The sequence below is a fragment of the Clostridium sp. AM58-1XD genome, from assembly GCF_003464085.1.
Taxonomy (GTDB): domain Bacteria; phylum Bacillota; class Clostridia; order Lachnospirales; family Lachnospiraceae; genus Lachnoclostridium_A.
In genome coordinates this window covers 22,000-33,853 of record NZ_QSDR01000027.1, presented here as the reverse complement: position 1 = coordinate 33,853, position 11,854 = coordinate 22,000, and the positions used below count along the sequence as shown (strand labels likewise).

The 11,854-nt window shown below is 46.3% G+C and carries 13 protein-coding genes and 1 pseudogene; 2 read left to right on the top strand and 12 right to left on the bottom strand.

The window, feature by feature from the left end; genetic code table 11:
* Positions 1-9: 9 nt before the first annotated feature.
* The 4 genes from DXA13_RS15690 to DXA13_RS15675 form a co-directional block, all read right to left on the bottom strand.
* A complete protein-coding gene (locus tag DXA13_RS15690; protein ID WP_118245812.1) occupies positions 10-816 on the bottom strand; it encodes a YdcF family protein in 807 nt (268 codons plus the stop codon).
* 39 nt (positions 817-855) lie between these two features.
* Positions 856-2,085 (bottom strand): U32 family peptidase, encoded by a 1,230-nt coding sequence (locus tag DXA13_RS15685; RefSeq protein WP_118245810.1) that lies wholly within the window; start codon positions 2,083-2,085, stop codon positions 856-858.
* A 110-nt stretch (positions 2,086-2,195) separates the two neighbouring features.
* Complete coding sequence (locus DXA13_RS15680; protein ID WP_118245808.1) at positions 2,196-2,858, bottom strand: O-methyltransferase; 663 nt, start codon at positions 2,856-2,858, stop codon at positions 2,196-2,198.
* Positions 2,855-3,256, bottom strand: coding sequence for an endolytic transglycosylase MltG (locus DXA13_RS15675; RefSeq protein ID WP_118245806.1), 402 nt, complete (start codon positions 3,254-3,256; stop codon positions 2,855-2,857). Before DXA13_RS15675 ends, DXA13_RS15680 begins: the two co-directional genes overlap by 4 nt.
* A gap of 357 nt (positions 3,257-3,613) precedes the next feature.
* Between DXA13_RS15675 and DXA13_RS15670 the strand changes: the two genes are divergently transcribed.
* Positions 3,614-3,853 (top strand): ribonuclease HII, encoded by a 240-nt coding sequence (locus DXA13_RS15670; RefSeq protein ID WP_118245804.1) that lies wholly within the window; start codon positions 3,614-3,616, stop codon positions 3,851-3,853.
* A 173-nt stretch (positions 3,854-4,026) separates the two neighbouring features.
* On the opposite strand, the gene DXA13_RS15665 is transcribed toward DXA13_RS15670, so the two are convergent.
* The 6 genes from DXA13_RS15665 to mtaB all read right to left on the bottom strand — a co-directional run bounded on the left by DXA13_RS15665 (position 4,027) and on the right by mtaB (position 8,697).
* Positions 4,027-5,703: a ribonuclease J gene (locus tag DXA13_RS15665; RefSeq protein ID WP_118245802.1), complete on the bottom strand. Its 1,677-nt coding sequence runs from the start codon at positions 5,701-5,703 to the stop codon at positions 4,027-4,029.
* Positions 5,704-5,719: 16 nt separating this feature from the next.
* Complete coding sequence (locus tag DXA13_RS15660; protein ID WP_118245800.1) at positions 5,720-6,178, bottom strand: Fur family transcriptional regulator; 459 nt, start codon at positions 6,176-6,178, stop codon at positions 5,720-5,722.
* A gap of 16 nt (positions 6,179-6,194) precedes the next feature.
* The gene (locus DXA13_RS15655) at positions 6,195-6,470 is read right to left on the bottom strand and encodes a DUF1292 domain-containing protein (RefSeq protein WP_118245798.1); all 276 of its coding nucleotides are present in this window, start codon (positions 6,468-6,470) and stop codon (positions 6,195-6,197) included.
* On the bottom strand, positions 6,464-6,898 hold the full coding sequence (gene ruvX / locus DXA13_RS15650; protein WP_118245797.1) for a Holliday junction resolvase RuvX: 435 nt from the start codon (positions 6,896-6,898) through the stop codon (positions 6,464-6,466). Before ruvX ends, DXA13_RS15655 begins: the two co-directional genes overlap by 7 nt.
* A 115-nt stretch (positions 6,899-7,013) precedes the next feature.
* Positions 7,014-7,277 (bottom strand): IreB family regulatory phosphoprotein, encoded by a 264-nt coding sequence (locus DXA13_RS15645; protein WP_118245795.1) that lies wholly within the window; start codon positions 7,275-7,277, stop codon positions 7,014-7,016.
* Positions 7,278-7,347: 70 nt separating this feature from the next.
* Positions 7,348-8,697, bottom strand: coding sequence for a tRNA (N(6)-L-threonylcarbamoyladenosine(37)-C(2))-methylthiotransferase MtaB (gene mtaB / locus DXA13_RS15640; RefSeq protein ID WP_118245793.1), 1,350 nt, complete (start codon positions 8,695-8,697; stop codon positions 7,348-7,350).
* 118 nt (positions 8,698-8,815) lie between these two features.
* Between mtaB and DXA13_RS15635 the strand changes: the two genes are divergently transcribed.
* Positions 8,816-9,049 carry an HPr family phosphocarrier protein gene (locus tag DXA13_RS15635; RefSeq protein ID WP_118245791.1) on the top strand — a complete coding sequence of 78 codons (234 nt, stop codon included), beginning with the start codon at positions 8,816-8,818 and terminating at the stop codon, positions 9,047-9,049.
* Positions 9,050-9,504: 455 nt separating this feature from the next.
* On the opposite strand, the pseudogene thiI reads toward DXA13_RS15635, so the two are convergent.
* A pseudogene (thiI, locus tag DXA13_RS15630) lies at positions 9,505-10,685 on the bottom strand (tRNA uracil 4-sulfurtransferase ThiI).
* A 5-nt stretch (positions 10,686-10,690) separates the two neighbouring features.
* Positions 10,691-11,845 (bottom strand): cysteine desulfurase family protein, encoded by a 1,155-nt coding sequence (locus tag DXA13_RS15625; RefSeq protein ID WP_118245859.1) that lies wholly within the window; start codon positions 11,843-11,845, stop codon positions 10,691-10,693.
* Positions 11,846-11,854: the final 9 nt, after the last annotated feature.

Below are 11,854 nucleotides of genomic sequence, written 5' to 3'. Positions count from 1 at the left end.
TCGCTTTTCTTACATATTGCCCATTAATTTATCTTTTAATATCGCCGCACATTCTCTGACGCAGAAATGAGGCAGCAGCCAGATATCCGAACGGGCTGCAATCCCGTGAATATGGGGAATTCCCCATTTTTTAGCAATCTGCTTGGCGCGGAATACATGGAAATCACTGGTAACAACGCCGATTTTTACCGGCCTGCTTTCCTCTATATCTTCCTCTGTATCTTTTTCCATTTCTTTTTCTTTTCGTGCCATATCTTCTTCAATGGCCACGCGGCTGTATGCGATATTCTCCACCGTACTCATGGACCGGTCTTCCAGTATAATCTGTTCCTTTCTGATTCCATTGTAAATCAGATAGTCTCTCATGGCCTCCGCCTCTGACACCGGCTCGTTAGGCCCCTTTCCTCCGGATACTACAAGCACGGTATCCGGGTTGAATTCCACGTACTCGATGGCGCGGTCCAGACGCATTCTGAGGGATTTGCTGATTCCGTCCCGCTTGACTTTTGCTCCCAGCACGATCACATAATCCAGGTCCGGTTCCGCCGATGAGGTTACTCCCGTAAAAATAAGGATTTCCACTATTACAAAAATCAGAACGGAAACGCCGCCTAAAGTAAGGGCCGACACCGTCATCCAAAGCGGTATTTTTCCAGGCGCTATGCGTCCGTATCTGCGGCATCCCGCCCCTGCAAACAGGACGGCGGACATGAACAGCCATATAAATGCAAATGATGTACCGATTCCCGAATATATTATGATCGCTATAAAATACAGCAGGCAAACAGCTGCACCAATGACTAATATCATTCCCATACCGTCCGCTCTCCGTTTCTTTTGTTCATTCCTGAATACTTATAAAAGTTCTTTTCTCCTGAGAATATCAAATGGTTCCGGAACTGTGCTCAGTTTCACATCGATGATCTGGCGCGCATGAGGCGCGCTTTGCTGAGGATTTCCCTCTTCATCGAAAATAGCTTCTACGGCCGCCTGAATATTCTCTCCCGACGGCTTCATGATTTCCACTGTTTCCCCGACGGAAAACTTGTTTTTCTGTTCCAACCTGCAGAGGCCCTGATCATTTATTCTTCCTGCCGTTCCGAGATACGTATAGTTTGTAACATACGTATTGTTGTCATAGATCTGGGAATCTTCCAGCGGCTTTCCAAAATAAAAACCTGTGGTAAATTCCCTGTTGGTACATTTGCCAATCTCTTCTTTATACCACTCCAGGTTTGACCTGTATTCTTCCGGGCTGCGTTTATAGGCATCAATCGCCATTCTGTATGCTCTCGCCACCGTAGCTACGTAAAGCGCCGTCTTCATACGCCCTTCAATCTTAAAGCTGTCAATTCCCGTTTCAATCATCTCCGGGATGTGTTCGATCATACAGAGGTCTTTGGAGTTGAAAATATACGTTCCTCTTTCATTTTCATATACAGGCATATATTCTCCCGGCCTCGTCTCTTCCACAACCGCATATTTCCAGCGGCACGGATGGGTGCATGCCCCCTGGTTGGCGTCGCGGCCCGTAAAGAAGTTGCTCAGCAGGCAGCGTCCGGAATAGGAAATGCACATGGCTCCGTGAATGAAGCTCTCGATCTGAAGGTCATCCGGAATCCGTTCACGTATTTCCTTAATCTCCGCCAGTGACAGCTCACGGGCAGATACGACTCTCTTCGCCCCCTGCTGCTCCCAGAAGAGGTACGTTCCGTAATTCGTGTTATTAGCCTGGGTGCTGATATGGATTTCAATTTCGGGCACCACTTTTCTGGCAATGGCAAACACGCCCGGATCTGAAATAATAAGACCGTCCGGCTTAATTTCCTTCAGTTCTTTAAAATACGATTCCACTCCCGGAAGATCATCGTTGTGGGCCAGTATATTCGCTGTAATATAAACCTTTACTCCGTGTTCATGGGCAAAGGCTATGCCTTCCACTATCTCTTCATTCGTAAAATTCCTCGCCTTCGCTCTCAGGCCGAATGCCTCTCCGCCCAGGTATACAGCGTCCGCTCCGTAAAGAACGGCTACCTTCAGCACCTCCAGGCTTCCTGCCGGAATCAGTAATTCTGTATCTCTCATGTATATTCCTCTCATTCTCTTATAACTGTTCCGTCCCGCGTATCTTCTTGGCATAACCTGCGGCCGTTTCAAGAGACATCAGGGGTTCCTTCGCCCTGAACAGTTATGTTTTATAAATTTTTCTGTACCTTGACGCTGACTGCCGTCCCGTCTCCTATGGGAATCAATGACGTCTCCAGCTGTTCATGATGGGTCAGCACATACAGGTATTCCCTCATTCTCCTGTGTATGGTCCTGTCCCTTCGCTCCACTGCATACCGCGATTCCACAATATCCCCATCCTGAAACACATTATCGGAAAATAGCATTCCGCCTTCCGGAAGCATGGAAAGAATCATGGGCAACCAGTGCAGATACTGTCCCTTGGCTGCATCCATAAAAATAAAGTCGTAGACCCGCTTTTCGTCGGAAAGCTGCTTTAAATGTCCTTCTGCATCTCCCTCCAGCAGGGTAATCCTGTCTTCCATTCCCGCCTTTCGGAAATTTTCTTTCGCTACGGGAATCCGCGGTTCATATTTTTCAATCGTAGTAATATGGCATTTTGCAGGCATAACACGGCTCATTAAAAGCGCCGAATATCCCACGGCTGTTCCTACCTCCAGGATCTCGTGGGGTCTTTTCGCAGCAATCAACGTCTTTAAAAGGGCTGCCGTCTCCTTCCTGATGATCGGCACGCGCCCTTTCAAAGCCTCTTTTTCTATGGAATCGCACAGCTCCCCGTTACCTCTGTCAAGAGAATGAATATATTCAGTAATTCTGTCATTTACTATCATGAACCTGTTTCCTTTTTCTCCCCGTCCTCATCCGGCACTTCATTTAAAATCTCCAGCATCTCCCTGGAAGTCATGGACGTATTAAGGACATACGTTCCCGGATGTATGGTATATTCGTATAATTTTGCCTGAATAATAAATACTGCCTCATTTCTGATCAGGCCGTTATCCTTCAGGATTTTGGCAGCCTGGGATTCTGTCGTCCCCTCGCCCACCGTCACATTCCTCTCCGTTCCTGGTTCCGCGGCAACAGCCGTAGGACAGAATATTTCATGGCCGAAGGCATATCCCTTTGTTACGCCTTCAAACAGCATGAATCCGATAACCGCATAAACAATGATTTTTCCGGCAAATCCCAGGAGACCTGCCGCCCTGCTTTCTTCTCTTCTATGGCTCATAGTAATTCCTTCTGATTCGTAGTCTCTATCTATCTTTCTATCTTTCCCTGATTAATTCTGGGAAATTCAGGTACGCTGTATAGATTATAACGATTTTCTTCCATTTAATCAACTTATTTCAAAATATGGAACCATTTTTCCCCAGTTAATTCACGTCCAGTCCAGCTGCTCCATCCGCTTTCGGCCAGCCGCTCCGCCCTATGTCTGGCAGGATTGTGATATAAATGGGCAGAAATTATATATATTCTTCAAAAACAATGCACTATAATGATATATATAAAGAAGATGTCAACCGCTTATATCACGCGGACTGCAGCTGCCAGAGTCTGCTGCAGTTTGAAAAACCGGAGGTGTGCTATGATTAAACTCAGTATCTTTCACATGAATGCCTTCCTGCGTGCGGCAGACAGTTGTACAGATGCGGTATATCTGGTGTGCCGGGACGGTACTAAAAAAAATATCAATAAGCAATATGATATTCAGCAGGATTTGAGAAAGCAGCATAAAGAAAACAAAAATTATCTGAGGCTTACCCTCGATACTCCTAATTACGATGATTATCTAAAACTCGTCTATTTCTTTATATCAAACTGCTGATCCACAAGCCAAACAGTATTTCATCATATTCGTTGCCCGGCCGCACCAGCCGGGCTTTCTCCGTATATCGGGAGTTTTATATTCAGAAGACTTATCATCGTAAAACCGTAAAAATCCTCATGGTGCTCCGGCGGCTGCCAGATCTCCATGAGGATTTTTTATTGCGCTTTTTCTCAAACTTCCATGATAATCGGAAGGATCATCGGATTTCTCTTCATCTTCTTCCACAGATAATCGCTTAAACTGTCGCGGACAATGTTCTTGATCTTGCCCCAGTCATTGACATGATGCTGGAGACAGTCTTCTACTGCATTGATTACGACGTGTCGTGCCTCGTCCATGAGATCTTCTGATTCGCGTACATATACGAATCCTCTTGATACGATATCCGGACCTGCAAGCAGCTGACCGCTGTATTTTTCCAGCGTAAGCACAATAATGATAATACCGTTCTGGGCCAGATTCTGTCTGTCTCTCAGCACAATATTTCCAACATCTCCGACTCCGAGTCCGTCTACCAGAATTCCGCCGGCCGGCACTCGGCCTACGGTCTCACAGGAGTCCTGACCGATTTCCACCACGTCTCCGGAAGACATGATAATGATGTTTTCCTTTGGAATTCCCATAGATTCCGCCAGGCCCTTCTGAGCCATCAGATGGCGGTATTCTCCGTGGACAGGAATCGCGTACTTTGGATGAATCAGGGAATATAACAGCTTAATCTCTTCCTGGCAGGCATGGCCGGATACATGAGTATCCTGGAAAATAACTTCCGCCCCCTTCATGGAAAGCTCGTTGATTACCTTGGAAACGGCCTTTTCATTTCCAGGAATCGGTGTCGAGCTTAAAACCACCACGTCGCCTGGCTTAATCGTCACCTTCTTGTGAAGGCCTGCTGCCATACGGGACAGAGCCGCCATAGCTTCTCCCTGGCTTCCCGTCGTGATCAGAACGGTCTGCTCGTCCTTATAATTCTTAAGCTGTTCGATTTCAATCAGGGTCTTGTCCGGAATATTGATATATCCGAGTTCGCTGGCCGTGCCGATAACATTGACCATGCTTCGTCCTTCTACGACTACCTTTCTGCCGTATTTATATGCCGAATTGATGATCTGCTGGACACGGTCCACGTTGGAGGCGAAGGTTGCCACCAGAATACGCCTGTCCTTATGATCGTTAAATATCGTATCGAATGTCTTACCAACGGTTCTCTCCGACATGGTAAATCCAGGACGGATCGCGTTGGTGCTGTCGCACATAAGCGCGAGTACGCCCTTCTTGCCCAGCTCCGCAAATCTCTGAAGGTCTGCAGGCTCACCGAATACAGGTGTATAATCGATCTTAAAGTCACCTGTATGGAGAATGATCCCCGCCGGTGTAAAGATCGCAAGGGCGGAAGCATCTGCGATACTGTGGTTTGTCTTTACAAATTCGATCCGGAAGCATCCCAGATTAATGGACTGTCCGTGCTTAACTACCTTTCTCTTCGTATTCTTCAGCAGATTGTGCTCTTTTAATTTATTATTGATTAATCCAATCGTCAGCTTCGTTCCGTAAACAGGCACGTTTACCTGCTGCAGGATGTAAGGAAGCGCGCCGATATGGTCCTCATGTCCATGAGTAATTACGAATCCCTTGACCTTGCTCAAATTCTGTTTTAAGTAGGTTACGTCCGGAATTACTAAATCGATTCCCAGCATATCGTCGGTCGGGAATGCCAGACCGCAGTCTACGACAATAATGCTGTCCTCGTACTCAAATGCCGTGATGTTCATTCCAATCTGTTCCAGACCTCCTAATGGAATGATTTTTACTTTTGCATCACTGTTGTCCTGTTTCTGTTTCTTCAATCTGATACCTCCATAGTTATTCTTTGTCTATTTCCGTTTTATTCCTGCATTTGCTGCAATAACCGTATAATTTTACTTCATGATCCACAACCTCAAAGCCCATTCTGTCTTTTAACGCATCTTCCAGCTGTTCCAGTAAATCGTCCTCAAAGGAACTCACACTTTTGCATTTCAGGCAGATGACATGGTGGTGGTGGTGTCTCATATCAGAGCCCTCATCTCCCAGCTCATATCTAGCAATTCCGTCATCAAAGCTTACTTTATCAATCAAATGCAGGTCTGACAGGATCTGAACGGTCCTGTAAATCGTAGCAAGGCCTATCTCAGGGCAGGAAATGCGGACTAAATCGTAAATCTCCTCTGTCGTCAGATGTTCTCCAGGGTGTCCTGCCATTACTTCCAGCACAAGCAGACGCTGGGATGTCACCTTCAGCCCTTTGTTTCTCAACAGATTTTTTACGTACTCCTCGTTCATACCTTCCCTCCAGGTCTTACTGCTTTTCTATTTCCACATCGGAATCCCCCAGAAGTTCTGTGAATATCCGATATAAATAGTCTAATTCATCATCATTTTCCACGAATTCAAACACTGCCTGCGCATCCTCAGCCTCAGAAAGGTCCTTGAGAATGTAACAGTCTCCGTCATCTTCTCCGCTGTCTGTAACGAGTATATAATTCATTCCATTGATTCTGGTCTCTTCCAGAATATAGAAATCCACATTTTCTCCATCGTCGGTTGTCATCGTAATCTTTTTCTCTTCTAACATGTTCCGTTCTCCTGTAATGAATCCAGGTATCCCTGCAAAATCAGCACTGCGGCTACCTTGTCGATCACTTCTTTTCTATTTTCCCGGCGAACTCCGCTCTCTATAAGAATCCGTTCTGCCGCAACAGTTGTCAGGCGTTCATCCCAGAATATGACGGGCAGACTCGTCCTTCTTTCAATCATCTCTTTAAACTCTTGGCATCGCTCTACACGCTCTCCCATGGAATTGTTCATATTCTTAGGAAGACCCAGCACGATGCGGTCCACTTCATACTGAACGGCCAGTTCTTCAATTCTGCGCAGAGTCTTGCGAAGCTTATTCTCTTCTTCCCTGGTGATTGTCTCAACTCCCTGTGCAGTAATTCCAAGCGCATCGCTTACAGCGACTCCCACCGTTCTTGAGCCGTAGTCCAGTCCCATTATTCTCATACTATTATTTACCAAACCTTCTTCATTTTTCATGCAGGAATGAAAATCTGCACAATTTAATTAGGGACTCCCACCTCCACTGACGGAAAATGGCAGCCCTCACGTATGCGTACAGTTATTTCTTTAATTTTGCATCAATGTATACAGCCATCAGCTCTTCTAATATCTCATCACGCTCTGCCTTCATAATCAGGCTTCTCGCATTCTTATGGCTTGTAATATAAGTCGGATCGCCGGACATAATATAGCCTACGATCTGGTTGATCGGATTGTATCCCTTTTCCGTCAGCGCCACGTAAACCTGTTCCAGAATCTGACTTACATCCATTTTGTTTTCCTGTACTGCCTGAAAATATTGTGTATTTCGAATTTCGCCCATCTTATTCACGTCCTTTAACTGTTCTATATCATTCTAAACCAAAAACATTCATTCGTAAAGAGGAATATTTTTAAAATTCTGATTCTTCAGAAAGAAGCATGATTTCATCATTCAGCATGGCGGCTCCTTTTCCATTGGCAAACCCGCCTTTCCTGCCTTCTTCATATGGTACGGCGCCCTTGACATACTCCTTTGTATAGCCTGTCAGATACGGCTTTCCATCAATTTCCGCTTTCTCTTCCAATAGTATTTCCACATTTTTATCAAGAAAACTCTCACGATAGGATTTTGACATTTCTTTTTCCAGTTTGAGCAGCCTGTCACTTCTCTCCGCCTTGACAGCTTCCGTCAGCTGGCCTTCCATACGGTCGGCCTTCGTCCCCTTCCGCCTGCTGTACTTAAACACATGCATCTCATAGAAACCGGCTTTTCTTAAAAACGCTTCTGTCGTTCTGAATTCTTCTTCGGTCTCTCCCGGAAATCCTACGATCACATCCGTGGTAATGGCCGGTCTGTCGAAAGCCTCTCTCAGTATGCGGCAGCCTTCCAGATATTCCTCCGTCGTATACCGGCGGTTCATCCGTTTCAACGTCTCGTCACAGCCGCTCTGCAGGGACAAGTGAAAATGTGGACAAATCTTATTCATTCCGGCCAGAGCGCCTGCAAATTCCCTTGTTACAATTCTGGGCTCCAGAGACCCCAGACGGATTCGTTCCAGACCTTCGATCTCATGAAGCCGTACAATCAGTTCCAGAAGTGTTGTACGCTCTTCTTCTGGAAAGTCCACGCCGTAAGAGCTGAGGTGAATCCCCGTCAATACGATTTCCTTATATCCACGCTCTGCAAGTGCTCTTACTTCTTTTTCAACCGATTGCATACTCCGGCTTCTGACCCGCCCCCTCGTGTAGGGGATGATGCAGTAGCTGCAGAACTGGTTGCAACCGTCCTGCACTTTAATAAATGCTCTCGTATGGCCGGCAGTCTTTTCGATATGCATGTCCTCATAATCATGAGTCTGTGCAATATCAATGATATATGATTCTTCCATTTCAGGCGTTTCCTGACAGATTTCGTTTTCCCTGAAATGATTTTCCAGAATTTCGATCAGATCTGTCTTTTTGTTGTTGCCGATCACGATATCGACCGCTTCATCTTTTGCTATTTTCTCTCCTGCGGCCTGCACATAGCAGCCGGCTGCAACGACAACGGCAGAAGGATTCATTTTTTTCGCCTTATGCAGCATCTGGCGCGATTTCCTGTCGGCGATATTCGTTACAGAACACGTATTTATGATATAAACATCTGCGCCAGGAGCAAAGGGAACGATTTCATAGCCGGCAGCTTCCAGCATCTGCTGCATGGCTTCTGTCTCGTAAGAATTTACTTTGCATCCCAGATTATGAAGGGCAGCTTTTCTCATTTTTCCTCTCCTGTCCTCTTTTCTTTCCAATTTCTATTGACTTTTGTCTCATCTTTTTATAGTATTGACTTATGAAAACGGTTCAATAATAAAACCGTACATAAGGAGGTTATTTCACATGAAAACAGTTCGCATTTCTTTAAATTCCATTGATAAAGTTAAATCCTTTGTAAACGATTTGACCAAATTTGATGTTGATTTCGACTTAGTGTCAGGAAGATACGTAATCGATGCAAAATCTATCATGGGCATCTTCAGCCTTGACCTGTCCAAGCCAATCGACCTGAATATCCATGCAGAAAGTAATGTTGATGAAATCATCAGCATTTTATCCCCATACATCATTAAATAAGTATTAAATGCGGGACAGAAGAAGCGCTTGGAAGCGCTTCTTTTTTTGTTGAAAGAACTGTAAAGGCTTAGTCCGCATTGCAGTGATACCAGATTCCGTTCCAGGCGGTGGCCAAGTCACTCCATCTGGTATCACTGCAATGCTCTCTTCTCCTTTAACATCACCCACAACAAAAAGCAACGCTATGGACGCACAGGGGGAAGCTGTTGCGCAGGATTACGCACAAGGCGGGGCGCTCTCTCTTCAAAAAAGCTGCACCTGTACCAATACGAATACAGCTGCACGTCCTCTTTATCGTATCCCACATCACGTTATCCCCCGCAGTCATTTACTAAGCGGAGAGGCCAAAAGCCCTGCCGTGGATACCAGATGGAGTGACTTGGCCACTGCCTCGGAACGGAATCTGGTATCCACGGCAGGGCGGTTCTCGGATCTGCGGCCTCTTACGATATGAATCAGCTGCAAATAACGGACTCTGCTGTCTGAACTGCTGTTTCCATCAGTTCGTCGATCTTCTCTTCCAGCTTCATCTCCGACTTCTTGATCACGTTGATATTCGGCTTTGTGACAGGGTGCTTTGCGACGAATATCGTACAGCAGTCCTCATATGGGAGTACGGATGTCTCATACGTCTCGATTTTTTCCGATACGTCGATAATTTCCTGTTTGTCAAATCCGATCAGAGGACGGTAAACCGGCAGTGTGCAGACTTCGTTCGTCACTTCAAGAGACTGGAGCGTCTGAGATGCCACCTGCCAATGCTCTCGCCTGTGATCAGCCCGATACAGCCGTTTTCTTTCGCAATCCGTTCAGCGATCTTCATCATATAGCGGCGCATGATGATCGTCAGTTCTTCATGAGGGCATTTGTCATAGATGTAAAGCTGGATATCGGTAAAATTTACAATGTGGAGGGCGATCGGTCCCGCATATCTTGCGACCAGTTTAGCCAGGTCTACCACTTTCTGCTTTGCCCGTTCACTCGTATAGGGCGGAGCATGGAAATAAGTCGCCTCGATTTTAACGCCCCTCTTTGCGATCATATATCCTGCTACCGGGCTGTCGATTCCGCCGGAAAGCAGGAGCATCGCCTTGCCGTTTGTTCCGATCGGCATTCCGCCTGCACCGGGAATCATCAGAGAATAGATATTAATCTTGGAACGGACTTCTACGCTCAGCAGCACATCCGGGTGATGGACGTCCACGCGGATTTCCGGAAATGCATTTAAGATCACTTCCCCCATATCACGGTTGATCTGCTCCGATGTATGAGGATACTGCTTGTCTCCTCTTCTCGCATATACCTTAAATGTGAGATTCTTATCCGGGTAGACTTCATCCATATAGGATACCACTTCTTTTTTCAGGTTCTCATAATCCTTATTTTCAATCTGCACCATAGGACAGATCCAGACGATTCCAAATACCCGCTTTAAGGCTGAAATCACATCGTCGTAATCGTATTCGCTTTCTGCCTCTGCATAGATACGGCCTGATTCCTTTGTCACCTTAAACACCCCGTCCACCTCTTTCAGGGCATGGCGGATCTGCTTAACGAGTGCATCTTCAAACAGATATCTGTTTTTTCCCTTTGTTCCGATTTCCGCATATTTTATTAAAAATGATTTGTATACCATATTCTTTATCCTCTCTGATAACGGCGCAGCACAGGAAGGAGTTCCTTCAGTGCGTCGATACAATAATCTATTTCTTCCTTCGTGCTGAATCTGCCGAAGCTGAACCGCAGCGTGGCGTCCAGAAGTTCGCGGCGCACGCCGATTCCCTTCAGGGTTCCGCTCACATCCGGATGATTCGATGAACAGGCGGAGCCGGACGATACATAGATTCCCCTGTCTTCCAGCGCGTGAAGGAGCACTTCACTTCTGACTCCTTCAAAGCTCATGCTGACGATCTGAGGAGCGCTATCTCTTCCTCTGTAGCTGTTGGGATATGTGCCCGGAATCTCTTCCATCCTGGTCAGCATGTAATCCTTGAGCCCATATAAGTAATCTTCTTTTTCTCTGAAATCTCTGTACGCTTCTTTCGCAGCCAGAGCCATCCCAGCGATTCCCGGCACATTTTCGGTACCTGAGCGCAGGTTTTTCTGCTGGCCTCCACCGTAGATCAGCGGTTTGATCTTTACTTTTTCATCAATGTATAAAAATCCCACTCCCTTTGGTCCATGGAACTTATGGCTGCTGGCCGACATCAGCTGAATCCCCTGTTTTTTCGGATGGATTACAAATTTTCCGTAGGCCTGGATTCCGTCTACGTGGAATATAATCCCCGGGTTGACGGCGTGAATCATACGGCTGATTTCCTCAACCGGCTCCACAGCCCCGATCTCATTGTTGACATACATGACAGACACCAGTATCGTGTCGGGACGGACGGCATTTTTCAGCATATCCATGTCTACATGGCCCCTGCCGTCTACTTTCAGATATGTCACATCGAATCCCAGCTCTTCCAGATAACTGAGTGTATTATATATGGAAGGATGTTCAATGCAGGAAGCGATAATGTGGTTTCCGGCCCTCCGGTTGGCCAAAGCCGTACCGATCAGCGCCATGTTGTTGGACTCAGAGCCTCCTGACGTAAAGAGAATTTCTTTATCTTTAACCTTCAGTGTACCAGCTATATCCTCTGCTGCCTGTTTTACGGCCTGTTCCGCCCGCATGCCCATCAGATGTCTGGCTGAAGGATTTCCATACTCTTCCGTCATCATCTTCACCACCAGCTCCGCTACTTCATCGAGAGCTCTGGTCGTCGCCGAGTTGTCAAAATATACTTCCATGATTTCCTC

Excerpts from the sequence above, each read along its gene's own strand:
- DXA13_RS15690 (WP_118245812.1), bottom strand. The coding sequence starts at position 816 with ATGGGAATGATATTAGTCATTGGTGCAGCTGTTTGCCTGCTGTATTTT.
- DXA13_RS15685 (WP_118245810.1), bottom strand. The coding sequence starts at position 2,085 with ATGAGAGATACAGAATTACTGATTCCGGCAGGAAGCCTGGAGGTGCTG.
- DXA13_RS15680 (WP_118245808.1), bottom strand. The coding sequence starts at position 2,858 with ATGATAGTAAATGACAGAATTACTGAATATATTCATTCTCTTGACAGA.
- DXA13_RS15675 (WP_118245806.1), bottom strand. The coding sequence starts at position 3,256 with ATGAGCCATAGAAGAGAAGAAAGCAGGGCGGCAGGTCTCCTGGGATTT.
- DXA13_RS15670 (WP_118245804.1), top strand. The coding sequence starts at position 3,614 with ATGATTAAACTCAGTATCTTTCACATGAATGCCTTCCTGCGTGCGGCA.
- DXA13_RS15660 (WP_118245800.1), bottom strand. The coding sequence starts at position 6,178 with ATGAACGAGGAGTACGTAAAAAATCTGTTGAGAAACAAAGGGCTGAAG.
- DXA13_RS15655 (WP_118245798.1), bottom strand. The coding sequence starts at position 6,470 with ATGTTAGAAGAGAAAAAGATTACGATGACAACCGACGATGGAGAAAAT.
- ruvX (WP_118245797.1), bottom strand. The coding sequence starts at position 6,898 with ATGAGAATAATGGGACTGGACTACGGCTCAAGAACGGTGGGAGTCGCT.
- DXA13_RS15645 (WP_118245795.1), bottom strand. The coding sequence starts at position 7,277 with ATGGGCGAAATTCGAAATACACAATATTTTCAGGCAGTACAGGAAAAC.
- mtaB (WP_118245793.1), bottom strand. The coding sequence starts at position 8,697 with ATGAGAAAAGCTGCCCTTCATAATCTGGGATGCAAAGTAAATTCTTAC.
- DXA13_RS15635 (WP_118245791.1), top strand. The coding sequence starts at position 8,816 with ATGAAAACAGTTCGCATTTCTTTAAATTCCATTGATAAAGTTAAATCC.
- DXA13_RS15625 (WP_118245859.1), bottom strand. The coding sequence starts at position 11,845 with ATGGAAGTATATTTTGACAACTCGGCGACGACCAGAGCTCTCGATGAA.